Source organism: Asaia sp. BMEF1, assembly GCF_051628905.1.
In the GTDB taxonomy this organism is placed as follows: Bacteria; Pseudomonadota; Alphaproteobacteria; order Acetobacterales; family Acetobacteraceae; genus Asaia.
This window is the reverse complement of the sequence record NZ_CP157575.1, coordinates 1,130,684-1,155,686: the sequence shown is the minus strand read 5'-3', so window position 1 is coordinate 1,155,686 and position 25,003 is coordinate 1,130,684. Positions and strand designations below refer to the sequence as shown.

General features: G+C 58.5%; 19 protein-coding genes. 9 read left to right on the top strand and 10 right to left on the bottom strand.

Annotated elements, in window-relative coordinates:
- Window positions 1-228: 228 nt before the first annotated feature.
- The 3 genes from ABHV46_RS05015 to ABHV46_RS05005 form a co-directional block, all read right to left on the bottom strand.
- Entirely contained in the window at window positions 229-1,335 is a 1,107-nt protein-coding gene (locus ABHV46_RS05015; protein WP_438383247.1) for a purine nucleoside permease, read from the bottom strand.
- Between the two features lie 8 nt (window positions 1,336-1,343).
- On the bottom strand, window positions 1,344-2,891 hold the full coding sequence (locus tag ABHV46_RS05010) for an adenosine deaminase family protein (RefSeq protein ID WP_438383245.1): 1,548 nt from the start codon (window positions 2,889-2,891) through the stop codon (window positions 1,344-1,346).
- Between the two features lie 186 nt (window positions 2,892-3,077).
- On the bottom strand, window positions 3,078-3,356 hold the full coding sequence (locus ABHV46_RS05005; protein ID WP_025840521.1) for an HU family DNA-binding protein: 279 nt from the start codon (window positions 3,354-3,356) through the stop codon (window positions 3,078-3,080).
- A gap of 188 nt (window positions 3,357-3,544) precedes the next feature.
- Between ABHV46_RS05005 and xdhA the strand changes: the two genes are divergently transcribed.
- From xdhA to ABHV46_RS04985, 4 genes are all read left to right on the top strand, one after another.
- Window positions 3,545-5,002, top strand: coding sequence for a xanthine dehydrogenase small subunit (xdhA, locus tag ABHV46_RS05000; RefSeq protein WP_438383242.1), 1,458 nt, complete (start codon window positions 3,545-3,547; stop codon window positions 5,000-5,002).
- A 58-nt stretch (window positions 5,003-5,060) separates the two neighbouring features.
- The gene (xdhB, locus tag ABHV46_RS04995; protein ID WP_438384261.1) at window positions 5,061-7,355 is read left to right on the top strand and encodes a xanthine dehydrogenase molybdopterin binding subunit; all 2,295 of its coding nucleotides are present in this window, start codon (window positions 5,061-5,063) and stop codon (window positions 7,353-7,355) included.
- A gap of 38 nt (window positions 7,356-7,393) precedes the next feature.
- On the top strand, window positions 7,394-8,155 hold the full coding sequence (xdhC, locus tag ABHV46_RS04990) for a xanthine dehydrogenase accessory protein XdhC (protein ID WP_438383240.1): 762 nt from the start codon (window positions 7,394-7,396) through the stop codon (window positions 8,153-8,155).
- A gap of 72 nt (window positions 8,156-8,227) precedes the next feature.
- Window positions 8,228-8,905 (top strand): HAD family hydrolase, encoded by a 678-nt coding sequence (locus ABHV46_RS04985; protein ID WP_438383238.1) that lies wholly within the window; start codon window positions 8,228-8,230, stop codon window positions 8,903-8,905.
- Between the two features lie 158 nt (window positions 8,906-9,063).
- Here ABHV46_RS04985 and ABHV46_RS04980 read toward each other — a convergent pair whose 3' ends face one another.
- From ABHV46_RS04980 to ABHV46_RS04970, 3 genes are read right to left on the bottom strand one after another with little or no spacing between them, the layout of a single operon-like run.
- On the bottom strand, window positions 9,064-9,252 hold the full coding sequence (locus ABHV46_RS04980) for a hypothetical protein (RefSeq protein ID WP_438383235.1): 189 nt from the start codon (window positions 9,250-9,252) through the stop codon (window positions 9,064-9,066).
- A complete protein-coding gene (gene feoB / locus ABHV46_RS04975; RefSeq protein WP_438383233.1) occupies window positions 9,249-11,120 on the bottom strand; it encodes a ferrous iron transporter B in 1,872 nt (623 codons plus the stop codon). Before feoB ends, ABHV46_RS04980 begins: the two co-directional genes overlap by 4 nt.
- A 6-nt stretch (window positions 11,121-11,126) precedes the next feature.
- Window positions 11,127-11,366: a FeoA family protein gene (locus ABHV46_RS04970; RefSeq protein WP_438383230.1), complete on the bottom strand. Its 240-nt coding sequence runs from the start codon at window positions 11,364-11,366 to the stop codon at window positions 11,127-11,129.
- Window positions 11,367-12,054: 688 nt separating this feature from the next.
- Here ABHV46_RS04970 and ABHV46_RS04965 point away from each other — a divergent pair.
- Window positions 12,055-13,608 (top strand): NAD(P)/FAD-dependent oxidoreductase, encoded by a 1,554-nt coding sequence (locus tag ABHV46_RS04965; RefSeq protein WP_438383228.1) that lies wholly within the window; start codon window positions 12,055-12,057, stop codon window positions 13,606-13,608.
- A gap of 135 nt (window positions 13,609-13,743) precedes the next feature.
- Window positions 13,744-15,444, top strand: a complete 1,701-nt coding sequence (ade, locus tag ABHV46_RS04960) for an adenine deaminase (RefSeq protein ID WP_336944770.1) — start codon at window positions 13,744-13,746, stop codon at window positions 15,442-15,444.
- Between the two features lie 41 nt (window positions 15,445-15,485).
- Here the strand turns inward: ade and ABHV46_RS04955 are convergent, their stop codons facing one another.
- From ABHV46_RS04955 to ABHV46_RS04940, 4 genes are all read right to left on the bottom strand, one after another.
- The gene (locus tag ABHV46_RS04955; protein WP_336945257.1) at window positions 15,486-16,850 is read right to left on the bottom strand and encodes a carbohydrate porin; all 1,365 of its coding nucleotides are present in this window, start codon (window positions 16,848-16,850) and stop codon (window positions 15,486-15,488) included.
- A 341-nt stretch (window positions 16,851-17,191) separates the two neighbouring features.
- Complete coding sequence (gene nagA / locus ABHV46_RS04950) at window positions 17,192-18,310, bottom strand: N-acetylglucosamine-6-phosphate deacetylase (RefSeq protein ID WP_438383226.1); 1,119 nt, start codon at window positions 18,308-18,310, stop codon at window positions 17,192-17,194.
- Between the two features lie 4 nt (window positions 18,311-18,314).
- A complete protein-coding gene (gene gluP / locus ABHV46_RS04945; RefSeq protein ID WP_438383224.1) occupies window positions 18,315-19,595 on the bottom strand; it encodes a glucose/galactose MFS transporter in 1,281 nt (426 codons plus the stop codon).
- Between the two features lie 57 nt (window positions 19,596-19,652).
- A complete protein-coding gene (locus ABHV46_RS04940; protein WP_438383222.1) occupies window positions 19,653-20,561 on the bottom strand; it encodes an ROK family protein in 909 nt (302 codons plus the stop codon).
- A 325-nt stretch (window positions 20,562-20,886) separates the two neighbouring features.
- Here ABHV46_RS04940 and ABHV46_RS04935 point away from each other — a divergent pair, with 325 nt between their 5' ends.
- The 3 genes from ABHV46_RS04935 to ABHV46_RS04925 are packed head-to-tail and all read left to right on the top strand — an operon-like array spanning window position 20,887 to window position 24,997.
- Window positions 20,887-21,990 (top strand): ROK family protein, encoded by a 1,104-nt coding sequence (locus ABHV46_RS04935; protein WP_438383220.1) that lies wholly within the window; start codon window positions 20,887-20,889, stop codon window positions 21,988-21,990.
- Window positions 21,991-22,008: 18 nt separating this feature from the next.
- On the top strand, window positions 22,009-22,764 hold the full coding sequence (locus ABHV46_RS04930; protein ID WP_438383217.1) for a copper homeostasis protein CutC: 756 nt from the start codon (window positions 22,009-22,011) through the stop codon (window positions 22,762-22,764).
- Window positions 22,765-22,795: 31 nt separating this feature from the next.
- Window positions 22,796-24,997, top strand: a complete 2,202-nt coding sequence (locus ABHV46_RS04925) for a beta-N-acetylhexosaminidase (RefSeq protein ID WP_438383213.1) — start codon at window positions 22,796-22,798, stop codon at window positions 24,995-24,997.
- The last annotated feature ends 6 nt before the right edge of the window (window positions 24,998-25,003 follow it).

The following is a 25,003-nucleotide window of genomic DNA, read 5'->3' as shown; positions in this document are numbered from 1 at the left end:
CGATTGCCGCGCTGGCGGGAGAGAGGCTATGCCCTGTCGGTCTGAGCGGAGCGCTGCCCCGCCCCCGGAAAGGGGCTTGCCCCTTTCATCCCGCTTTTTCTCCTGGCTCGCGATGGTCGAGACAGGCAGGATCCAGAGCGCGCTGCTTGGCGCCCAGTAAATCAGAATAAACGGGTTTTCAAAGGGCGAAGGCCCTTTGATGGTGTGTGGTGCAAAGCCCCATAAGCCTCACTTGCCAGCAGCAGGAATTGCGCTCTCATACCGGTCCCAATGCGAGGCAAGCTCGCGTACCACCACGCTACCGACCTGATAGGCGGCGTTGACCGAGGGGATGAAGGCCGAATAGCCTTTTTCATTCGCTTCATCGGCGAGAAGCTGGGCTGCGGTCTGGCCCGGTGGGGGCATATCGAAATTGCTCGATGTGCGCAGCACGAGGGCGCGTTCAGGATCGACGCGACCCGCCTTGGCCTGAAGGGCAAGGGCCTGACAGAAGGCCACGTCTTCCTCGGCAGTGGTCGCCATAACGCCCTGGTTATCGGTCCAGTAGCGCACCCAGCGTTCAGCCCAGCGATTCATCAGCTTGCCGACCCAGAAGGTTTCGCCCGAAATCGTGTCGCCCATCATGACCGAGGGGGGCTTCTGGGCGGGAGCATAACCGTGATAACGGGCGCGGCTCTGCTTCATGCCCTCGCTATCGGGCAGGGAGATTGCTTTCGTGAGGTCGAATGCCCAGCGGGTCAGGCCGGGATTGAGGGTGTACATCATGTCACCCGAGAGCGAATGCAACGGCGGGCGCGGCGTTTCGTCGGGGCGGCTGCCCTGAACGGGGGTGAAGCCGTCGGGCCAGTCTTTGGGGATTTCACGCGGGTCGACCAGATGGGCGAGCCCGCCATTGATGACGCGCGGGGCCCAGACAGCCGCGCCGATCGTGCCGAAATTGGGGTCGATCCCCGCAATGCCTGCGAGCACAAAGTAGCTGTGACGCAGGTCGAAGCGCGGGTCGAGAACGAGAGCGGTCATGGCCGAGGCCATGTGTTCCGGCCCTTCACCGCTGGCGATGGCCAGAACCTGAAGGTCGGGGTTGTAGTGCATCACGCCGTGATCGGTACCAGGGGCGGCCAGGGTCTGGACGAGGGGGAATTTTTCGATCCAGTTCTGATACTCGCCCGGCGTGTCGCCTGTGTCCTTGCCGATCTCGAAGGTCGTCACCACCACGACGCGCACCGGGATCTTCGCGGCGGCAGGGGCTGCTTCGGCGGCGTGAACCAGCGTCGGAGTGGTGACAGCAGCGCCACTCAACGAGAGCGCGGTAAGAGCGAGAAGGCGTTTCATCATGGGGAACTTCACTGGAAGAGGGGTTCGTGGCTGATCGTGTTTTCGAAGGTCGCAAAATTCTGCTCGAGCTGAAGCTGCAAGCGGGCCTTCTCGCTTTTCTTCAGGAAATCGGCACAGGCGAAGCTCTGGGGTGCCTTGCAGAGCGTCGTAATATGATCGCCATCCCAAAGGCTGGTGCCGGGAATGAAGGCATAGGTCAGGCTGTTGCGCGACAAGGTCTTGAGATCGGCATAGCTCAGGCTGGTGGTCGACAGAGCCTTGAGATAATCGAGCGTCAGATTGCTGCGTGATACGCCTTCATCATCGGTCGAGAGCACGACCGGCACATGGGCGCGTCTATAGAGAGACAGGGGATGCGCGCTGCCGCTTACCCCGAGTATCTCCGCGTTGCTCGTCAGGTTGATTTCCACAGCGATGCGGCGCTGGGCCATTTCATTGAGCAGGCGGATGGGGTCTTTCTCCCACATGATATCCACACCGTGGCCAATGCGCTCTGCCCCTGCGATTTCGACGGCGTCGCGTATATGGCTTTGCAGCCCGCTCGATGGAACGAGGGAGGGGGTGAGTTCGCCAGCGTGCAGGCTCAGCCGCACGTCTGGATAAAGGGCGCCCAGCTTGGCGAACATCTGCATATGCAGGCTGTAATCGGCCATGGCGACAGCGTTGTCTTCAGGGGCAACGAAGTTCAGCCCCACGAAGCGCTTGTCGTCATGGGCGAGCTGATAGCCCGCATCGAGCTGGGTGAAGACCTGCGCAGGCGTCATGGTGCGTATGGCCTGAAACAGATACCGCACCGTCACGGCACAGCCCGGATGGGCGGCGGGCGTGTCGCATTGCATGATGTCGCGCGCGTCATGCTCCATCTCATCCGTCTCATGGCGTGCTTCGGCAACGAGGCGGGGGCGTTCTTCGGCGAGTGCTTCGTGGGCGGCGGCGAGGTCGAGATCGTGCAGCGGGTGCTGGTCGCCAGCCTTCACCATGGCGCCCAGCCCGGGCGAGATCATGAGTTCGAGATAGACGACATGATCGGCGGCGGCCTGATCGCGCGCCTGAGCCAGCATGGCGCCCTGATGGGCAGCAAGAACCGGTGCAAAGCGTCCAAAAGTCGAGAAAAAGTGATCGTGCCCGGAGCGGTCTGTGGCCGAAGGCACGAAATCATGCATCGATAGAGAATCGATCATGACGGAGCGCGCGTCGTCATGGGCCTTGAGCTGCGAGACGGGAATATCGCCCGGTGTGGCAAGGCGGCATTTGGTGGGGAGAATGCGCCCCTGCGAGAGTGACGCGCAGAGTCCGTCTTCGCTGGCCCAGTCGAGAAAGCTCTCTGCCGGGATAGCACCTGCAAGGTGATTATGCAGATCGCCCCCTTTCGGGAAGCTGCGCATGAACAGGGTCAGACGGGTTGGATCGCTGCGTATATGATCGAAGATACGCGCCGTTGCCTGAGCCTCGGGCGTTTCGGCCTGGGCAGACAGGATGGGGAAAGCGACGAGAAGAGCGGGTAGAAAGCGGGGCACCATAGCGCGGAACGTGACGAAACCCGTCCGCTTTTGCAAGCATCGCTGCGGGGATGAGAGCGCTTTTTAATGGTATTTCTTGTTTGCGCCGCAGGTGGTTAGCAAATCCGACCTGGGCGAATGGAGAGGCCGGGCCCCCTTCTCGAGAGAAGCTGGAACCCGGCCTGATCCTGGGCGTCCGGGTGGGGCGGCAACCACCCTCGACCGACAGACGCCTCGATCGGCTTACTTGCCGGTCAGCGCGTCCTTGACGTTCTTGGCCGGGGAGTAGCTGAGCTTCTTGGAAGCAGCGATCTCGATCGTCTCGCCCGTCTTCGGGTTGCGGCCCTGGCGAGCTGCCGTCGAGCGAACCTGGAACTTGCCGAAGCCCGGGATGGAGACTTCGTCGCCCTTGGTGGCGGCGTCGATGATGCTGGCCCAGACGGTGTCGAGGGCGGTCTTGGCGTCGGCCTTGGTGCCACCGGTAGCGGCGGCGATGCGGTCGATCAGATCAGTGGATTTCATTGTGATCCTCTTGCGTTTGGAATGGCCGTGGAGCCTTAGGCGCAGTTCGAAGCGAGAACAAGGCAGGAAATGCAATATTCCTGATTGTTCTCTGACGTCGAATCTCCCAATCATACAAGAGTTTCAGGAAATGGCGAAGGGGTCGAGCCCTTTCATTCCTCTGCTTTCCGCTTTTTGAAGGGGTCCTCATGCGTCAGTCGATACGGTTCTATATGGGGGAGCGCCTCGTCAGTCTGGCCGACGTCGCCCCCGACCAGACCCTGCTCGACTGGCTGCGTCATGAGGGCCGCACAGGCACGAAAGAGGGATGCAACGAGGGCGATTGCGGCGCCTGCACGGTGATTATCGCGCGTTTGCGCCAGAATCGCCTGGTTCTCAAAGCCACCAACGCCTGTATCCAGCTTCTGCCGATGCTCGACGGCGCCGCCTTGTTTACCATCGAGGATGTCGGTCAAGCGGCTGCGCTGCATCCTGTTCAGGAGGCGATGGTCAACCTCAATGGCGCGCAGTGCGGCTTCTGCACGCCGGGTTTTGTGATGTCGATGGTCGCCTATCGCAACGCAGACGGGCGATCGGATGATGATGCCGCGATTGATTCGGCCCTTTCCGGCAACCTGTGCCGCTGCACCGGCTATACGCCGATCGTGCGCGCCATGAAGCAGGCGCTCGCTGCACCGGACAGCCCTTTCGAAACCGCGCTTGCGGGACTTGGAGCAAAACTCGCAGCGCTGCAGGACGGCGAGGATGTGTCGGTCGAGACGACCCATGGAGCGATATTTCTTCCTGCCAGCGCAGACTCGCTGGCAGTTTATCTAGAGACTCATCCCCAGACGCTGATCGTGGCAGGGGCTACCGATGTCGGCCTTTGGGTAACCAAGGCCATGCGCTCCCTGCCGCAGGTGGCCTTTATTGGACAATGCCCCGATCTGATGCGGCTCGAGCGTGATAAGGACGGGCTCCATATCGGGGCGGCAGTTACCTATGATGCTGCACGTGAAGCATTGGCCACGCTGCTGCCCGATTTCGGTGCGCTTATCGGGCGCATCGGCTCGACCCCTATCCGCAATAGCGCGACGCTTTGCGGCAATATCGCCAATGGTTCGCCTATCGGTGACGGCCCACCGGCGCTTATTGCCGCCGGGGCCATGCTGCATCTGCGTTGCGGGGGAGAGAGGCGCGTGATCCCGCTCGAGCGGTATTTTCTGGCCTATGGCAGGCAGGATCGGCGGGAGGGTGAGTTCATCGAGGCCGTCAGCATTCCTCCACTCGCCGAAGACATTTTCTATCGCAGCTACAAGATTTCGAAGCGTTTCGATCAGGATATCTCCGCTGTGCTTGCCGCTTTCGCGCTGCGTCTGGACGAAGGTGGAAACGTGATGGAGGCGCGTCTGGCTTTCGGCGGCATGGCAGCAACCCCTTGTCGGGCTGCGCGCGCAGAGGCAGCTCTGATCGGCGCGCCTTGGAACGAGGCCACGCTCGAAACGGCGCGTCTGGCATTGGCAGAGGACTTCACCCCGTTGAGCGATATGCGCGCCAGCGCCTGGTATCGTCAAACCGTCGCGGCCAATCTGCTAACCCGTTTCTTCGAGGAGAGCCGTGGAGAGATGACGCGCCTCGCCAAGGCAGGAGGGCTCGTTCATGTCTGAGCAGATCACGCCCGATGCGCTGTCTCCCGTTACCGCTACGACTGAGTCGCCCCGCGACATGAAGCATGAAAGTGCCGTGCTGCACGTCACGGGAGGGGCGCTCTATATCGACGATCTGCCCGAGCCCAAGGGGCTTTTGCATGTTGTGCCGGGGTTGAGCGAGAAGGCTCATGCGCGGCTCGTCTCGGTCGATCTTTCCGCCGTGCGTGCGCTGCCGGGCGTGGTGCGCGTGCTGACTGCTAGCGATATTCCCGGCGAGAACCAGACCAGCCCAGTTCATGCCAATGACGAGTCGCTTCTGGCGCAGGATCTGGTGCAGCATGTCGGCCAGCCGATTTTTGCCGTGGTGGCGACTGAGCGCGCCATTGCCAGACGCGCGGTCAAGCTGGCGCGTATCGTTTATGAAGAACTGCCTGCCATTCTCGATATCGATAGTGCGAAAGCCAATGGCAGTGCCGTCGTCTGGCGCCCGCTCACCATGGCGCGTGGCGATGTGGCGGCTGCGCTCGAAACTGCGCCAAGGCGGCTTCAGGGCAGTCTGACTATTGGCGGCCAAGAGCATTTCTATCTCGAAGGGCAGGTGGCGCTGGCCCAGCCCGGCGAGGCAGGCGAGATGCGTCTGTGGTCCTCCACGCAGCATCCCTCCGAAACGCAGCATCTCGTGGCCAGCGTGCTGGGGCGGCCGCATCATCTCGTTACAACCGAGATCAGGCGTATGGGCGGCGGGTTCGGCGGCAAGGAATCGCAGGCCAATGGCTGCGCCTGTCTCGCGGCACTGGCGGCCGAGTTGACCGGGCAGGCTGCCAAGATGCGCCTCGATCGTGATGATGACATGGTCATCACCGGCAAGCGCCATGATTTCAAGGTGGGCTACGATATCGGCTTCACCGATCAGGGTGATATTCTGGCTGTGGATATGGAGCTTGCTGCCCGATGCGGCTGGTCAGCCGATCTCTCAGGCCCGGTGACGGATCGTGCCCTGTTTCATGCCGATAACGCCTATTTCTACCCCGATGTGCGGTTTCGCTCGCTCGCTCTGAAGACCAACACGCAGTCCAACACGGCATTTCGTGGTTTCGGCGGGCCTCAGGGCATCATCGCCGCCGAGCGCGTGATCGAGGAAATCGCGTTTGCCACGGGCATGGACCCGCTCGATGTGCGTCTGCGCAATGTCTACGGCACGGGCGAGCGTAATGTGACGCCCTATCATATGGTGGTCGAGGACTCGATTACCGATCTGGTCATGACCCAACTGGCCGAACGCTGCGATTATCGTGCGCGCCGACAGGCCTTGCGCGATTTCAACAGCACGAGCCGGACTCTGCGCAAGGGTATTGCCCTCGTTCCGGTCAAATTCGGCATTTCCTTCACGGCGACCCATTACAATCAGGCTGGGGCGCTGGTGCATGTCTATACCGATGGTTCGGTGCAGGTGAATCATGGCGGTACGGAGATGGGACAGGGGCTGCATACCAAGATGGTGCAGATCGTCCGACACGAATTCGCCCTGCCGGCCGAAAGTGTCCGCATTACCGCCACCACTACGGGCAAGGTGCCCAATACCTCGGCAACGGCGGCGTCTTCCGGGGCCGATCTGAATGGCATGGCGGTGCTTGATGCGGTTACCCAGATCAAAGGGCGCATGATCGCTTTTGCCGCAGAGAAATGGCAGGTGAAACCGGAGCGGATCGTTTTTACGCAGGAGGGGGTCAGGATCGGAGAGGAAATCGTCTCTTTTCGTGATCTCGTCTGGCAGGTCTATTTCGCCCGTATCTCGCTCTCGGCCAGCGGTTTCTACAAGACGCCCAAAATCTCATGGGATGCGGCGACAGGCAGGGGGCGGCCCTTCTATTATTTCGCCTATGGTGCCGCCTGTGCCGAGGTAACGCTCGATCTGCTGACCGGCGAAAACACCATCGATCGTGTCGATATCCTTCACGATGCGGGGGAGTCGCTCAATCCGTCCATCGATATCGGCCAGATCGAGGGGGCTTTCGTCCAGGGGGCGGGCTGGCTGACGACCGAAGAACTGGTCTGGGATGCACAGGGAAGGCTGCGGACCCATGCCCCGAGCACCTATAAAATCCCTGCCTGTTCGGATCGGCCGCGTATTTTCAACGTGGCGCTGCTCGAGGGCGCGCCCAATCGTGAGGCAACCATCTATCGCTCGAAAGCCGTGGGTGAGCCGCCTTTGTGCCATGGCGTGGCGGTGCTTCATGCGCTCTCGGATGCCATTGCGAGCCTGAGCGCCTATCGCACCTGTCCTTCTCTCGATGCTCCGGCAACGCCGGAGACACTGCTGCGAACCGTCATGCGCGTGCAGGCACAGCATGCCGATGGAGCCTCGGCCTGATCGATTTCGATCTCATCCACGCCTGGCAGCGCCAGGCTGTGGCCGTGCTGCGCGTGGTGGTGGCAGAGGCCAGAGGGTCGACCCCACGAGAGGCGGGGGCCTTCATGCTTGTGACCGAGACGGCCCAGACTGGCACCATTGGCGGTGGCCAGCTCGAATGGGAGTCTCTGGCACGTGCGCGGCAGATTCTGCGAGGGGAGGCCGGGCGAGAGGAAAGCCGCTTCGTTCTGGGGCCGCAGGCCAATCAATGCTGCGGCGGGGTGGTGGTGATCCGCTACGAGCCGGTTTTCGATCTCGATGCCGAATTACGGTCCATCAGGGCGCAGCGTCTGTCCTGGCCGGTTCTCGCGGTGTTCGGCGCTGGTCACGTTGGGCGCGCGCTTATGCAGGCGGCGTCTCTGTTGCCGCTATCCCTGCGCTGGATCGATCCACGGGCGGAGGAATTCGGTGCTGTGCCCGAAGGCGTGCGGACCTGCGTGACCGATGAATGGGAGCGCGAGATCGCCAGTCTGAAACCCGGCGATGGGGCTCTGGTCATGACGCCCAGCCATACGCTCGATGCGCTGATCGTGGCCGCAGCCCTCGAGCGGGGCGATCTGGCCTATGTCGGGTTGATCGGATCACGCAGCAAGAGGCGGCGCTTCGAAGCCGGATTTCGCGATATCGGGCTTAGTCAGGCACAGATCGATACGCTCGTCTGTCCCATCGGGGCGCAGGGGCCTCGTGACAAGCGCCCTCAGATCATTGCCGCCTTTGTTGTCGCAGAGCTGGCCGCACGGTTGGTCTGTCGGCCTGAATAGGGCAAGGTGGAGGGCGGTCAGGGTCCGTTTGCGTTTCTGTGGCGGCATCCTGATGGCACAAGGAGGAATTTCATGACCGGACCCGGCCCGATACGCGCTATCCTGTTCGATATGGATGGCGTTCTGCTCGATAGCGAGACGCTTTCTCTCGATGCGTTCGTCATGGCGGCGCGGGATCTGGGTCATGACATGCCGATCGGTTTCGCCCGTCAGATGATCGGTCTCCCAGGCGATGCCTGCGCACGCCTTGTGGTCGAAACCTACGGGCCGGAAGTCGACCTTGGAGCGCTGTTCCGCGCGCAGGACAAACGTATGCACGAGCTGGTTGAGGCGGGTGGGTTGATCATGAAACAGGGCGTCGTGCCGCTTCTCGATTATCTCGACGCCCGAAAACTGCCGCGCGCCATTGCGACCTCGTCGAGCCGGGCCCGCACCGATGCCCATCTGCGTCATGTCGGTCTATATGAGCGTTTCGACGCCATCGTGACGCGGGACGACGTGACATGCGGCAAGCCCGACCCTGAGCCTTATCTGAGGGCAGCTGCGGCAATCGGGATCGACCCGGCCGATTGTCTGGCGGTAGAGGATTCCCATAACGGCGCCCGCGCCGCTCACGCGGCTGGTATCCGGGTGATCGTGGTTCCCGATCTCATGGCACCGAACGAGGAAATCATCGGCAAGGCTCATGCGATTATGAAAGATCTGCACGAGGTGCGCGACTTCATAGAGCGTGCCGATAGCGCGGAGTGACTGGCTGAAGCGGGCTAGCTTCGCGAGGCTGCCCGTTCATGTCGCCGCGCGCGAAATCGCCTCTCGCGGATGAACCGGGCAAGGCTACCCTCTCACAAGCTCCGTGTCGCGCGATTTGTGCCTGGAGCGCCTAGCAGAGTCCGGGCATTGCGAGGGGCCTAATGGCAACCGCCACCCTTGCAGCCGTCACAGCCATTGCAACCTTTCTTTGGCGCTCCGCCGGGCGCGGTCTGCCGGGCAATGCCGAGCTGCGCCTTGAGGCGTGTTGCGTGAACGGGGAAAAGTCTGTTCAGCCAGAAGAGCAGGGCAACCACGACGAGGGCGATGACGATCAGACTCTGGATCATGAGGAGGCTCCTGTTAGGGCGCGTGTCACATGATAGGTAAGCAGCGCGGCCACATAGGCAAGGCCGAACAGATAGGCAGCGGCGCCCAGAACGACCTTGAGTGAACGCGTCTCTCGACGCATCACGGCAAGGGTCGAGATGCATTGCGGCGCGTACACATACCAGGCGAGCAGGGAGAAAGCCGTTGCCATGCTCCAATGCGCGCTGAGCAGCGGCATGAGCTGGCTGGCCGCCGTGTCGTCATTGGCGCCCAGCGCATAGACGGTGGCGAGCGCGCTGACAGCGACCTCTCGTGCGGCAAGGCCTGGAATCAGCGAGACGCAGATCTGCCAGTTGAAGCCGATGGGGGCGAAGATTGGCAGCATCCAGTGGCCGATCATGCCCGCCAGGCTGTAATCGATGGCGGCTCCCGGCGCGTTGGCGGGCGGCGAAGGAAAGCTCGACAGCGCCCAGAGCAGAACGTTTAGCGAGACGATGATGGTGCCGACCCGCGACAGGAACATGACAGCGCGCTGCCACAGACCCAGTGCCACGCTTTTGAGATTTGGCGTGCGATAGGGAGGCAACTCCAGCATCAGAGGATGCTCGTCAGACTCCACGCCACGTGTCATGAGGCGTGCCGCGATGATACCGCTGACGATGGCCACGAGATAGAGACCGAACAGAACCAGCCCCTGTAACCCCAGAAAACCCAGCACGGTGCGATGCGGCACGAAAGCGGCGATCAGCAGCGTATAGACGGGCAGCCGCGCCGAGCAGGTCATGAGCGGCGCGATCAGGATCGTTACCAGTCGGTCGCGCGGGTTCTGGATGGTGCGCGCCGCCATGATGCCGGGAATGGCGCAGGCAAAGCTCGATAGAAGGGGAATGAACGAGCGACCGCTCAACCCGGCGAGCGCCATGATACGGTCCAGCAGGAAGGCCGCGCGCGGGAGATAGCCGGTTTCCTCGAGCGTCAGGATCCAGAGGAACAGGATCAGGATCTGAGGCAGGAAGACGATGACCGTGCCCGCTCCTGCGATCACCCCGTCTGCCAGAAGACTGCGAAGCAGCCCCTGAGGCAGGGGCGAGACGATCATCTCGCCAAGCGACGTGATCCCCGCCTCGAGCGCGTCCATGATCGGCTGCGCCCAGGCGAAGACTGTCTGGAACATGAAGAAGAGCACGACCAGCAGGATGATCGGGCCCCAGAGAGGATGCAGAAACCAGCGATCGAGCCTGTCGGCCATTCTGTCGCTCTTGAGCGACGATTCATTGGTGAAGCCTGCGATCAGTGTGCCGACCTGCGCGTGCAGATCCACGCCCTCGGGCAGGGCAGGGGGCAGCTGGAATTCGGGCTTTTCAAGCGCGTCGAGCAAATGGGTCACACCGCTCTTGCGTAGGCTGATGGTCGGTATGATCGGCACGCCAATGGCCGCAGCGAGGCCGAGGACGTCGATCTTGAGACCGATACGGGCGGCTTCGTCCATCATGTTGAGCACGACCAGCATGGGCCGACCGAGCTGGACCAGTTCGAGCAGAAAACGCAGATGCAGGCGCAGATTGCTGGCGGAAACGACGCAGATGATCAGATCGGGCTGCTTCTCGACCGCGTGACGCCCTGTGCAGACGTCGCGCGTGACATCTTCATCGGGGCTGGTGGCGCTCAGGCTATAGGCGCCGGGGAGGTCGAGCAGTCTGACAGCGCGGCCCCGGGGGGTGGTAAACCGCCCTTCCTTGCGTTCAACCGTCACGCCGGCATAGTTGGCGACTTTCTGCCGGCTGCCGGTTAACTGGTTGAAAAGCGAGGTCTTGCCGCAATTGGGATTGCCGACGAGGGCAGCCCTTAACGGTTTTGTGGCCGTTTCCGGCGGGGTAACAGCATTCATACGGCTTCAGAGATCGTGTTTGAGCGTAATGCGCGAGGCTTCGCCACGGCGAAGGGCGAAACAGGTGGAACCCAGACGCACGGCGATTGGATCATGGCCGACAGGGCCGGTCGCCACGATCTCGACCGGCGCACCCGGTATGAAGCCGAGCTCACCAAGACGCATAGCTATCGGGTCGTTATCCATACGAGGGACCACCTGACTGATCACTGCGTAGGATCCCTTCGGGAGGGTGTCGAGAGTCATGGGATAGTACGCCTACATTAACTGGCCCGAAGGTCACCTGAGAACACTTCTCATTTGTCTAGATAGTCCTTCACCTTTTCTTAGGGAAGGGGAACATGCAGAAAACCCGTTGGTCGATATGTGTGATCCAGATATGGATGCGTGCTTGCCGACATTTGTCGTCATGGAATTCTGTAACGACGCACATACCGTTTCCTATATGCTCGTGCGAACGATCCAGTCCAGCGAGGACGCCCATCATGGTGCGTGCCTGTCGCGGTGATCGGTGCTGATGTCGGTTGCTTGAGAGACAGTGTCTTTGCTGTACCTGTCGAGCAAAAGCGCCGGGAAAAGCAAGGTTGAGATTCTCAGGCGAGAGGGTGTGCCTACCGGCACCGTGGGCGGATGTAAGTCACTGGCAGCTCTAGGTCTCGCATTTGAAATGTGAGTCTCTTTTGGCGGGCTTGTTCATGTGGCCTTCGTCATTGACAGGCTCGTCTCCGTTATCTTGTTAATTGAGGTTTCGTTGGAGACAGACAGCGATGGCCGTGCTGGGAGGCGTGTCCTAATATCTGTAGTAATGAAATAAACCGCATCATGAATCTGAAGTTTTTTCTTGATTTTTGCGGATGTTTGATTAGGTAAACACTGTGAACCCGCCCTCAGGCAGGGTGCAACATAATGTATTCAAAAAAATCGAGTAAATATCTTGTCTGAAAACTTCCCAAAAGCTGCTTGTGACGTTTTGATTATCGGCGCGGGACTCGCTGGCCTAACCCTGGCGAAGCAATTGCTAGATAAAGACCCGACACTTGATATTTGTATCGTTCATAATCGCAAATTCCCCTGTCCTGAGCATGTCCACAAGGTTGGCGAGTCTACTATAGAGATTGGTGCTTATTATCTTGCAGATACCATCGGATGCCGGGATTACTTGCAGGACGAACATCTGCGCAAGATGGCCATGCGCTTTATCCAGACAGATAGCCTGATCGATGAGGCTCCCTACCGCGAGATCGGTGTAGGTATTTTCCCCCAGCATGTGACCTTTCAGATTGATCGAGGCAAGCTGGAAAACCATTTGCGTAACAAGCTTGGTGGGGCTGTCAAATTGGTAGAAAGCAGCCGTGTTCTAGATTGTGAAAAACAAGATGAGTATCAAATTGTCTCCATAAGGGACCATAACGGAAACGTTAGCACGTGTCGGTCAAGATGGGTAATTGATGCATCTGGACGCGGCCGCGTTCTCATGAAAAAATTGGGATTGCAGAAACAATCAGGTCTAGACCATTCTGCGGTTTGGTTTCGTGTGGGAGGCAAGATCGATATCAACGATTTTATCCATTCTTCTGATGAGAGTAACCCGTTTCGCGACTCGCGTGATCGCAGATGTAGCACAACTCACTTGGCGGGTAATGGATACTGGGTCTGGATTATTCCGATAAACGAAGAAGTAACGAGCATAGGTATCGTATTCGATAATAGTGTTCATAGTATTTCTGATATGAGTTCTTATCCTCTTTCTCGAATTTGGCTCTCTAAAAATGAGCCGCGTCTTCAGAATTATCTTGATAAGCGTTCTGTCGATATTCTGGATTTTGGAATGATGCGAAATTATTCTTATATCGCGAGTAAATATATTTCGTCAGATGGCTGGGCATTGACTGGGGAAGCCGCAGGATTCATAGATCCCCTCTATTCGAGTGGTACTGATTTGATTGCCTTGGCGAATACGATGATTACTAATGTGATCACGCGTCCTGACGGATTGAAAAATATCCCTCTCGTGAATCGGGTTATGACCGAGGTTTATGCGAGTTATGCTGATACCAATCGGGGTGTATATCCAAACTTTGGCAATTGGAACTACTTGTTTGTAAAAACCAACTGGGACACATGTTTCTATTTTATGTCTTTACCCGTAATTTTTCTGAACGGGAAAATTGACGAGATAGAATTTTTCGATAAATACTCGAATGAAATCAACGAACTTTTTCAAGTGCATGGTGAGGTGACTGCCCATTTGCGTAAGCCTGAGGCAGTGAGAAATGATTACGATCTTTCGCGCTATATCGATCTGCGCGGTTCGATGATTGAATACGCGCATCAGATCATGATTCTCGATGACAAATCAGACAAGGCGGTCGCGGAGAGGCTTAGGAAAAACATCGAGATTCTCCGCGAGATGGCCAAGGCCATCATTGAGGGAAAGAATTTTGATGAAGTATTCTACGAATTGCCGAAGAGACTCAAAGCTGCGTGACGTTGGTTTCGACGGAGTAATCATTTGACTGCTAAAAGCCTGTCGATTTCCTCGGCGCAGTTATCCTATATGGACACCCGTAGGTTGAGTGAACGATGAGTATCCCCACTCATCGTTCTATTTAGGAAAAAAGCTATGTACGATGAGATCGAACGGCGGGTGCGTCAGGGCGCCGGCACAGAGCCTGCAGATCTCGTGATACGCAACGTTAGATTATTCGATTTGGTTTCAGGCGCTTTGCTACCCGGTGATATCGCAATTTGCGGTACTCAAATTATCGGTACACTTGACTCCTACCAGGGTGTGCGTGAGATCGACGGTCAGAATCGTATTGCCGTGCCCGGCTTTATCGACACGCATCTGCATGTTGAATCTTCTCTTATCACGCCCTTCGAGTTCGATCGCTGCGTGCTGCCGCATGGCGTCACGACCGCCGTTTGCGACCCGCATGAAATGGCTAATGTTCTGGGCGGCGAAGCATTCGATTATTTTCTCGACTGCGCTACCCGCACGATCATGGATTTGCGGGTCAATCTGTCGAGCTGCGTCCCTGCGACCCCGGTAGAGACATCGGGTGCCATTCTCGATGCGGCATCTCTTGTTGCCTATCGCGATCACCCCAAAGTCATCGGTCTGGCCGAATTCATGAATTTCCCGGGTGTGCTCTCAGGTCAGCCCGATTGCCTCGACAAGCTCGCGGCTTTTGCCGGGGGGCATATCGACGGCCATGCGCCTTTGCTCCGAGGCAAGAGGCTGAATGGCTATCTGTCCGCCGGTATTTCGACAGACCACGAAGCTACCGCGGCTGAGGAAGCGCTGGAAAAAATCCGCAAGGGCATGACGATCCTTATTCGCGAAGGCTCTGTCTGCAAGGATCTTGAGGCGCTCGCCCCGCTCCTGACGCCTGAGACCTCTCAGTTCTTCGCTTTCTGCACCGACGATCGCAATCCGCTCGAAATAGCGCATGAGGGTCATATAGATTTCCTCATCCGCAAGGCGATCGGCCTAGGAGTGAAGCCGCTGGCTGCCTATCGCGCCGCCTCGCTCTCAGCAGCGCGTGCTTTCGGTTTGCGCGATAGGGGGCAGATCGCGCCGGGAATGCGTGCCGATATCGTTCTGCTCGACGATCTGGAGACCTGTCAGGTCGCACAGGTCCTTTCGGCGGGCCGTCCGGTCGATGATGCGCTTTTCGATAGCCGTGACACTATTTTGCCTACCGGTTACGGTTCCATCAGATTGGCCGCGCCCATCACCGAGCGTGATCTGGTCGTCGAAGGTGCAGGCGATCATCGCGCCGTCATCGGTATCATTCCGGGGCAGATCATCACGGCATTCAGGCGTTTCGATTTGCCGACTGCCGATGGTCGGGTTTTGCCGGATGAGACGCAGGACATTGCCAAGATCTGTGTCATTGCCCGCCATGGGAAGAATGCCAATATCGGGCGCGGTTTCGTTCAAGGTTTCGGTCTGAAAGAGGGGGCTTTGGCCTCGTCGGTCGGGCATGACAGCCATAATCTCTGCGTGGTTGGCATGGACGATACCGATATGGCGCTGGCCGTGTCGCGGCTGACCGAACTGGGCGGAGGTTTTGTGGCGGTTGAGGGCGGGAAGATTATTGCCGAACTCAGCTTGCCGATTGCTGGGCTGATGAGCGATCAGCCCTTCGAAAAGGTGCGCGACGATCTCGAAGCCCTGCGCCGGGCGGTGGGGGAGATGGGCGGCACGCTCGAAGAGCCGTTCCTGCAACTGGCTTTCCTGCCCTTGCCTGTCATTCCTCACCTCAAGATCACCGATCTTGGTCTGATCGATGTCGACACGATGACGCTGGTGCCCTGAGAGCACGGACCCGCCCCGGAGTTTCCGGGGCGGAAGAGGGGTCAGAAATTGGTCGTCAACTGGCCACCCAGAATGGCGGCGTCCTTGAAAGTGGTCGTGGCGCCAGGATGCTGCAGATACTGAAAATCGAATTGCAGCGCGGTCGCGGGCAGGAGATGCACGCTGTAGAAGGCTTCGTAAACCTGCTCCCAGTTCTGTACCCCATAGACATTCCCCCACTGGTTGGAGACAAACGGCAGGCCAAGCGCCACTGAGGACTGCTGTTGCAGGCGGATCGAGCGGCTCATATTCATGTGCTGGAACATGATGCCGACCTGATCGAGCGGGCGGTGCCAAGGTGTGCCGCTTTGCAGCAGGCCGATCCATTCATGATCGCGCATCGCCACGACATTGCCCTGGGCGTAGCCGACGCCACCGATCACGATCAGACCGTCTGCAATGCCTTTGCCGCTGCGGACCAGCATCTGATCGAACATGACCCAGCTCGACCACATGCCGGATTCCTTGCGGGCGCCCAGCCCGCTGGCCTGATACGATCCGCCATAGCGGTCTTCATAGAGATTGGGATAGCGCGAATTATCGTAATAGAAGCCGATTTTGTAGTGGCCGAGTAGTTTGTCCTTTCCAAAGGCAGGGTCCCAGCCGGTTTCGAATTGCGAACTGAGCTTACCCAGTCCATCCTGGGCCAGTGCCCAGCCAGAAACACCGCCATTGAAGGCATGAGGGCTGACGGCAAACAGGCCGCCCATGATATAGGTGCGCTCTGTCGGTCGCACGCGAAGCACCGCGCCGATATTGGCAGACGGCCAGTCGCGACCGCCGGGCGCGTATTTACCCGGCGCGAAATTGCCGCAAACGCTGACATTCATGAAATTACAGGCCAGCGCGTCGAAATCGAAAAACGTCCCGGTAGGGATGACGCCGGCAGAGAGAATCACGCGGTCATGCAAAAAAGTCTTGTCAGCATACATCGAGACGAGATGGGCCACGACATTGCCCCGTGAGCCATAGATCTGCTCAGGGTTTGAGACGTAATCGCCAAGTGTCGAACTGAAATTACGCCCGTGACCGTTGACCACTAAGAGATGGGTCCAGAAGCCCTGAAATCCTGCGAGCTTTTGCCAGTCGATATCGAGTTCGGCGGCAACCTGACCCGCCAGCACGTTGTCACGTGTGCGACCGCCGGTCACGTTGCCCATATATTCTTCGTTCAGCGCGATATTGAGGAAGATGCCCCGCTTTTGCATCCAGCTTTGTGCGCCACCCCAGTCGCCAAAAAGATGCGGATTGCCGTAGAGGGACGGCACGAGCGGCCCTATCGGCACGGCGCCCTGACCGGCAATAGGGAAACCGATGGCGGTGTATCCATCGCTGTCGAGCGTCTTGGCCGTCTCGGATTGCGCCATGGCGACAGAGGGCACCTGAGTCGCTGCCAGAAGAGCCAGTGTAAAAGCAACGCTCAGACCGCGTCGTGTCTTTTTCCGCGTTTCGGCGATCGGCGCTGAAGGAGAGCTGGCGTTTCTGATAGGCATCATGTCAGGTTTGCTCGTCACGTTTCTCAATCCAAATAGCCTTTGGTCCGGATAATCATAGGGTGGGTGCTTCTCTGACGGATCTGCGAGAGGCACCGCCGATGATGGTGACGGCATTAACAGAAAGTCATGACGAGAGGACACGGATAAGGACTACAAAATTTCGTGTTACGTTGTTACAAAAACGCGATAAGTTTGATCGTATTATAACGATCTCAGGCGCGGGCGAAGGTTTTGCGCCCTCCTACCCACACTTCTTTCACGGCGAGAGTGTGGTCGAGCACCACCATGTCGGCCAGTCTGCCGGTCTCGATGGCGCCACGATCGGTCAGCCCCAGATAAGCGGCGGCGTTCCCGCTTACCAGGCGGCTCGCCTCGGGAAGAGACGCCCCATGGGCCACGGCATTCCGCAGGGCCTGGTCTAGGCTCAGCACGCTTCCAGCGAGGGAGCCATTGGGCAAACGGACGACCCCGCCTTCGATCAGGACATCTTGGCCGCCCAATGTGCTCGGGCCGTCAGGCTGGCCAGCGCCGCGCATGGCATCGGTGACGAAAAGCAGCCGGTTGCGCATCAGACGCGAAGCGAGCCGGAAGCTGGCAGGATGGACGTGATGCGTGTCGAAGATCATCTCGGCAAAGCTCGCATCGTGGCACATCAGCGCCGTGACCGGCCCGGGTTTGCGCCCTTCTATGGGAGACATGGCGTTGAAGAGATGCGTGCCGCCGGCAATGCCGCCGCAGGTGCAGATAGTGGCGATCGTCTCCATCGTGGTTTCGTAATCGGCTATGGTGTGGCCGATGCTGATGCGCACACCGGCCTCAGCCAGACTCGCAATGGCGGTGTCGGCGTGATCGAGTTCGGGGGCGAGAGTAACGACCCTGACACAGTTCAGTGCAAGAACTTCCGCAATTCTCTCAGGAGAAGGGGCAATGGCGAAGGGAGGCTGAGCACCGAGTTTGTGAGGGCTGACGAAAGGGCCCTCAAGATGTGCCCCGTGAACGCGCGGCCCTTCGGCATCGGGGGCGTTCATCACCTTGGCAACGGCCTTGAGGGCGGCGACGACATCTTCCCATGGACGCGTAATGGTCGTTGGCAGAATTGTCGTCGTGCCATGGCGCATATGATAATGCGCAAGGTGTCTTATGGCTTCAGCACCATCCATCGTGTCCGCGCCGTCGCCGCCATGCACATGGCCATCGATAAAGCCCGGCAGGATATAGTCCTGCTGTGACGTCTCTCCCGCCTCGATCTCGCGGATATGACTGTCGAAATAAACGGTGCCGGGGAGGAGGCGATCGGCCAGAACGATCTGGCCCGTTAGTGTCTGTGTCATGAAATCAGTCCTGTTCGGCCAGTCCGACGCGGCCGTAACGACGGGAATAAGCCATGATGACCAGATAGGCAGGGATGACGATCATGGCGAACATGCCCTGGAACCCGAAGGCGGGTTTGAGCCAGACATAGAACTGCGGCACGATGGCGCCGCCGCTATAGGACATGACCATCACAGCCGAGGCCATTGCCGTCATGTGACCGGCGCCGCGAATGGCGATGGGGAAAATGGTCGGCATGATCATGGCATTGGTGACGCCGAGAAGGGCCACGCAGAACACCGAGGCATAACCCTGGGTCAGCAAGGCCAGAATCGTCAGGACACACCCCACCGCACAGGAAATCTGCATATAGACTTCCTGTTTGAAAAAGCGCGGCACGATAATGAACCCCATGATATAGCCCAGCAGCATGCCGGTGAGGGTGAGGGCGGTGAAGAACTTCGTTTCGTCCAGCGGCAGGCCGAAGCCCTGACCGTAGGTGCCGATGGCATCGCCTGCCATGACCTCGATGCCGACATACAGGAACATGGCGATAAAGCCGAAAACGAGATGCGGCTTGAAGAAGCGATGCTGCGAGCCTTCCCCGGACGTGATGACGGGCGCTTCGAGGTTGGGCAAGGGGGCGAAGGCCACGACGATGGCGATCAGAACCAGTATCCCGGCCATGCCGAGATAGGGCGCATAGAGTGCCTGAACGAAATTATTGAGCAGCGCTTCGCGCACGGCAGGATCAGTCGCCGATTGCGCCTTTTCGGCGACGGCGCCGATATTGCGCATCACCAGCAGCCCGAGCACGATCGGCGCGAGAATGCCTGCGGTCTTGTTGCAGATGCCCATGATCGAAATGCGCTGGGCGGCACGCTCGGGCGGCCCGAGCAGGCTGACAAGCGGGTTGATCACGACCTGCATGAGAGAAATACCGGCGCCGAGGATCAGTAAGCCCGTAAGCGCCCCCGGATAGATGCGCCAGGCAACGAACTGTCCGAAGACGGCAACGCCGAGCGCAGAGACGAGCACCGAAAGCGTGAGGCCTTTTTTCAGGCCGAGCTTGCTTGCAATCAGCGAGGTCGGGATCGAAAACAGGAAAAAGGAGAAATAAAACGCGAGCGGAATGAAGAAGGCGCTGAACTCACTCAATGAGAAAGCAACGCGCACGAATGAAATGAGCGGGCCGTTCAGCCAGGTGACAAAGCCCATCGCGAAAAAGATCAACGCGGCGACAGCCAGCGCAGAATAACCGTAGGGGCCGACCATTTTGTTCTGGGTACAGGTGACCTTAAGCATGATGCGCAAGTCCTCAAACAGACTAGGTTTATTATTTCAGAAAATAAACTATGTGTATTATAGGTAGGATGCTCCGATCAGGCCAGCGTCATCTCCGAGCTTTGCTCTCACAATAATCGGAGTATCTGTGTTGTAGAGGCACTTCTCGCGGACAGCCTGGTCCAGCGCCGTGACCAGTTGTTCAACCGCGCTTAATCCGCCGCCTGCAGGAACACAGCTTGCGCCGGTGATGTTGATCACAATAGCCAAAGCGTCTGAAAGAAGGTCGATATAGCGTGTCACCGTGGCATGATATGGAGATTTCTCCGACAGCCAGCCGTTGATGATATCGCGGCTGGAGCATGCCTCTCCACAAAGCCAGAGATGAAGTTTTTCGAGCCCCCTTGCGCCGCCAATCGTATCGAGGCAGCCCGATTGGCCACATCCGCAGGGAAGATAAGGATAATCCCGATCACCACGGCGCAGGAAAGGGCCATGCCCCCATTCGCCGGTGAGCCCCTGTCTCCCGACGACAAGATTGCCTTGCTGAACGAGACCGCCGCCCACGCCCGTTCCGAGAATGATGCCGAACACGTTATCATGACCTTTGGCGGCTCCCGCTCTGGCTTCGGCAAGCGTGAAGCAATCGGCATCGTTTGCGATCCGTACCGGTAAACCAAGTTTCTTGCTCATCAGAGGGGCCAGAGAAACGTCGTTGATACAGGGTATATTCGCAGCGATGCATCGTGCCGTCACGGGATCCTGCAAACCGGCAAGCGAAAGATGGGCGGCCGTAACAGGACGGTGCGATTCACGGACAAGTTCCGCAAACGACTCTATAAAACGGTCCAGATCGTGACTGGGCGTTGAGATCTGCCTGCGCTCAATGACGTTCAGATCGTCATCGATCCAGGCAAGGCGCATGTGGGATCCGCCGATATCGGCGCAGAGCAGGGTCGGAGCAGTGAGATTTGTCCTCGTTGGCATCGTGTACCTTCGATTATATTTTATTCTTGATTCTGAGTCGGATATTTAATTCAGATGAGTTAATTTAATTATTTCATAATCTTCCCTGAAGATATTACGTCTGTTGACTGCATGGGATAGTGCAGCATTCGCTTTTCTCACTTGGGCTTATGGACAGGTTAACGCACGTGTCGCTAGTATGAAATCTGACTCCTGAGCCAAAACGCTGCAGGATTGCTTCGGGTAGCGCGCTTTTCGGGCGCAGGATGAAAGCGTAGAGTTGTTCTATTTAATTTAGCAAATGAAATAAATAATGTTTTCGACAGGCCACCATCGAATATTGAGTGTGCTCAGCCGTTCTGGCCCGCAAAGCCGTACCGATCTTGCCCGGATTCTCAATCTCAGCAAGGCCAGCGTTACGGCGCTGGTGAGGGAGCTGATCGAAAAGAATATCCTCGACGAGCGCGAGCGTGTCTTCGGTTTCGGTCGCCCAGCCATTATGCTGGGGCTGCGCCAAGATGCCGCCAGTTTTATAGGAATTTCACTGCAGGCGGATCCGGCACATGTGGTGCTGACGGATCCGCATGGCGGAGTACACAGAAGCTTCAAGATGCCCCTCGTCACCGATGTTGAGGTCTGTCTCGAAGCCATGGCAGGGGCAGTGAAGCAAATTCGGGACGATTATCCTGAAGGAATTGGTGAGCTTGCCGGGATCGGAGTTGTGATCGCGGGGATTGTATCGGGTAACAGTCAGGTCTGTGTGGCGTCTGCCACACTTGGCTGGAAGGATATCGATATCGGTCGGCGGCTCGCTGCGATGACCGGTTTGCCGGTTTTCGTTGAGAATGATGCCAATGCGCTGGTTATCGGTGAGCAGCTTTTCGGCAATTCTGGGGAATTCACGGATTTCAGTCTCGTTTTTGTCAGTGAGGGCATAGGCGGTGCTCACATCATCAATCGACGTTTGCACAGAGGTCACCATGGGGGAGCAGGTGAGATTTCGCATTCCCCCATCGCAATCGACGGTGAGGCTCTGCCGTGCCGTTGCGGCAATCGTGGTTGCCTGGAGACAGTCGCTGCTCTTCCCGCTATTCTGGGAGCGGCGCGTCGGGCAGGTTTGCCGGGTGAGATAGAGCAGATTGTCGACCTCGCTACCGAGGGCCAGCCGGAGGCATTGGCCATACTCCACCGGGCCGGAACAGCGCTTGGTGTGTCGCTCTCGCAGATCATCCAGCTCATAGACCCTTTGCGAATAGTCGTCAGATTGGACCCCCATCTTGTGGAAAGTGTGTTTGCAAGGGCGCTCAGGCAGGCGGTAGAGGCGCATGTGCTGCGTCGTGAAAGCTACGAGACCGAGCTGGTTCTCGGCCCTCTGTATCCCAATGATTTTGCGACGGGGGCGGCAAGTCTTGCAGCGCAGCGCTTTCTGTTTGGCAATACCAGCCTCTGAGATCAGGAAGCTGGATTGATGAGCCGAAGCGCAGCGCCCCGGTCGTCCGAGGAAATCAGCCTGGAAATCTGCGTCGATGAGGCACAAGGCCTCTTTGCGGCCCAGCTCGATTGCGTAGCGCGCATTGAACTTTGCGCGGGGCTGGGTTTGGGGGGGCTGACACCGTCACCCGGGTTGATTGCCCTAGCCAGAAGATCGCGCGTACCGGTATTTGCGATGGTCAGGCCGCGCGCCGGGGATTTTGTGTTCTCTTCTGCTGAAGAGGAGCAGATGCTTTGCGATATTACTGTTCTGCGTGAGGCGGGACTGGCAGGCGTGGTGCTCGGCGCGGCCCTGCCTGACTCGCGGCTCGATGTGGCCATGCTGGAGCGTCTTTCCAAGGCCTGCGGACCTATGCGTCGCCAGCTGCACCGTGTTTTCGACCTTGTGCCCGATCCGTTTGAGGCGCTTGAGGAGGCGATTGCGCTGGGCTTTGAGCGTATTCTCACGTCAGGACTGACACCGAGAGCGCCGGATGGTGTCGAAATGCTGCGCGCGCTGCGCGAGCGCGCGGCGGGGCGCATCGATATCATGGCAGGGGGCTTTGTTCGTCCTGATAAAGTTACTACACTTTCTAAAATATCTGGCGTGAAGTCCTTTCATGCCTCTTGCCGCAGAAAATCAGCGGTGCAGGATGAACGCCTGCTTCATTTCGGATTCGCAGTGGATCACGCCGTCACCTCCCCGGTGGAAATCGGCCTGCTATACGATGCGATCCGCGCAGCCCAACATTGATAACCGATTCAGGACAACGAGGATCAAGCCGATGTTCCATTCCAATGTGGTGTTTCGTTCCGGATTGGCACTGAGTGCGCTGCTACTCTCCTGTGCCGCTACCAATACGGCACGAGCTGTGCCTTTGACGCCGGCATTCATGCCGCAGCCAGCGCAATCGACACTGAATGGAAAGACGATAGGTCTTGCGACACTGCCCAAAGTGGTTTGGGCGCAGGCACCATCTCCTTTGCTGAAACGGGCTCTTGCTCGTTTTGAGGCAAGGTTGGGTCAGATCGGTATTGTTCCGGGCGCCAAGGCCACTAAAGGCAGCGTCGTGCTCAGGATCAAAGTGGGGGAAGACCCGGCCTATCTTTCGCTCGATGCTCGTGAAGGATACACGCTCGATCTGTCCTCGAAAGAAATTGTTCTGACGGCCGATGGCCCTGCAGGGGTAATTTACGGTTTCGCCACGCTTTTGCAGATGATCGATACGCAAGGCGCTGTACCGGTTCTGATGCAGGGGCATATTGTCGATGCGCCACGATTTAAATGGCGCGGACTGATGATCGACGTGTCGCGTCACTTTCAGTCGCTCGATACGCTTAAACGCCAGCTCGACGCCATGGAGTTGACCAAGCTCAATGTGATGCACTGGCATCTGAGCGACGGAACGGGATTTCGCGTGGAGAGCAAACGCCTGCCGCTCCTGCAGCAGGTCGGGGGGCACAGCAGATACTACACGCAGGCTCAGGTAAAAGAGATCATCGCATATGCCGCCGATCGCGGCATACGGATCGTGCCTGAATTCGACGTGCCCGGCCACACGCTCGCTATCCTGACCGCTTATCCCGATCTTGCGGCACAGCAGCCGGTGCCGACGGTGCAGGACTGGCAGCAGGATTGTCGAGTTGCTTCGAGCAACGACGACGTGACGACCCATTGCACGAAGCATCCTGACCTGAATATGGCCGCCATGGACCCAACAAACGACAAGGTGCTCGGCTTTGCCCGGACGCTTTTTGGCGAGATGGCGGCGCTCTTCCCTGATCGCTATTTCCACACTGGCGGCGATGAGGTTGTGGCACGCCAATGGAACGATAATCCACAGATTGCCGCTTATATGAAAGCCCATGGTTTCGCCGACGCGCCCGCGCTTCAGGCGGCTTTTACGGCAGAGATCGAGAAGATCCTGAGTGCCGATGGCAAAATCATGATGGGGTGGGATGAGGTCAGCGAGGCGCCTATTCCGAAAAATGTGGTGGTCGAGGCCTGGCGCAGTTCTAAATGGGTTGGAACGGCGACGAGGCTCGGCCATCCGGTTGTGGTTTCGTCGGGCTATTACCTCGATCTGCTGACACCCTCATCGAAGCATTATGCGGTCGATCCTTACGACACGCGTGCGGATGGTCTGGCCTTCCGGGTGCCCGGCAAGGATGAAAAACCGGTGAATGAGGCATTCATGCGCGATCCGAACGCACCGCCTCTCGATAACGCACAGAAAAAACTCGTGCTCGGGGGGGAGGCCCCGCTATGGACCGAGATTGTCTCGGATGAAATGGTCGATGAGAGGCTCTGGCCGCGTTCAGCGGCTATCGCGGAGCGGTTCTGGTCGCCTCAATCGGTCATTGATACGGATGCGCTCAATCGGCGCTTGCCTGAGGTGTTGAACACGCTCGAGCATTTCGGTCTTCAGGCGTCGGACCATCAGGCGCGCATGATCGCTCGTTTGACGCCGCAAAACATCGTGCCCCTGACTCAGCTTGTCGCGTTGACCGTGCCGGTGCGCAATTACGCGATTAACCGTCTGGCAGATCGCAAGGGAGAGGCTATTCTCCTCTCGCCAGCCGCCATCGCCTCTGCCGATAGTTTCGAGGGTAATACGTTCAACGCGCTGGCAGCCCGTTATGCCGCGGGTGACGGGAGTGTCGCGGCATCGTTGCAGGAGAAACTGACGCGTTATGAGGCTAACGATGTCGCGTTTCAGGCGCTGCCCGGGCCGGATTGCGTGAATGAAGTCAAGCCGATTTCCAGGCAGATCGCTGCTCTGTCAAGGCTCGGCCTGGACGCTCTGCAGCCGGGCGAAAAAGGGCGGGCATGGCACGATCATGCCGATGCCCTTCTGGCGGAGCAGGACAAGGCCTACGCGGCGAGTGCCGATCACGAAGCCTCGAATCATATGGCGCAGCCGCCCGGCGGACTGCTCATCGCGATTGTTCCCGGTATCAGGTCGCTGGTCTCGGTCGCAAAATAACCGGTC

What these genes read in the sequence shown, in the direction of transcription:
- ABHV46_RS05015 (WP_438383247.1), bottom strand. Translation starts at nt 1,335, where the DNA reads ATGATGAAACGCCTTCTCGCTCTTACCGCGCTCTCGTTGAGTGGCGCT.
- ABHV46_RS05005 (WP_025840521.1), bottom strand. Translation starts at nt 3,356, where the DNA reads ATGAAATCCACTGATCTGATCGACCGCATCGCCGCCGCTACCGGTGGC.
- xdhA (WP_438383242.1), top strand. Translation starts at nt 3,545, where the DNA reads ATGCGTCAGTCGATACGGTTCTATATGGGGGAGCGCCTCGTCAGTCTG.
- xdhB (WP_438384261.1), top strand. Translation starts at nt 5,061, where the DNA reads ATGAAGCATGAAAGTGCCGTGCTGCACGTCACGGGAGGGGCGCTCTAT.
- ABHV46_RS04985 (WP_438383238.1), top strand. Translation starts at nt 8,228, where the DNA reads ATGACCGGACCCGGCCCGATACGCGCTATCCTGTTCGATATGGATGGC.
- ABHV46_RS04980 (WP_438383235.1), bottom strand. Translation starts at nt 9,252, where the DNA reads ATGATCCAGAGTCTGATCGTCATCGCCCTCGTCGTGGTTGCCCTGCTC.
- feoB (WP_438383233.1), bottom strand. Translation starts at nt 11,120, where the DNA reads ATGAATGCTGTTACCCCGCCGGAAACGGCCACAAAACCGTTAAGGGCT.
- ABHV46_RS04970 (WP_438383230.1), bottom strand. Translation starts at nt 11,366, where the DNA reads ATGACTCTCGACACCCTCCCGAAGGGATCCTACGCAGTGATCAGTCAG.
- ade (WP_336944770.1), top strand. Translation starts at nt 13,744, where the DNA reads ATGTACGATGAGATCGAACGGCGGGTGCGTCAGGGCGCCGGCACAGAG.
- ABHV46_RS04955 (WP_336945257.1), bottom strand. Translation starts at nt 16,850, where the DNA reads ATGGCGCAATCCGAGACGGCCAAGACGCTCGACAGCGATGGATACACC.
- nagA (WP_438383226.1), bottom strand. Translation starts at nt 18,310, where the DNA reads ATGACACAGACACTAACGGGCCAGATCGTTCTGGCCGATCGCCTCCTC.
- gluP (WP_438383224.1), bottom strand. Translation starts at nt 19,595, where the DNA reads ATGCTTAAGGTCACCTGTACCCAGAACAAAATGGTCGGCCCCTACGGT.
- ABHV46_RS04940 (WP_438383222.1), bottom strand. Translation starts at nt 20,561, where the DNA reads ATGCCAACGAGGACAAATCTCACTGCTCCGACCCTGCTCTGCGCCGAT.
- ABHV46_RS04930 (WP_438383217.1), top strand. Translation starts at nt 22,009, where the DNA reads ATGAGCCGAAGCGCAGCGCCCCGGTCGTCCGAGGAAATCAGCCTGGAA.
- ABHV46_RS04925 (WP_438383213.1), top strand. Translation starts at nt 22,796, where the DNA reads ATGTTCCATTCCAATGTGGTGTTTCGTTCCGGATTGGCACTGAGTGCG.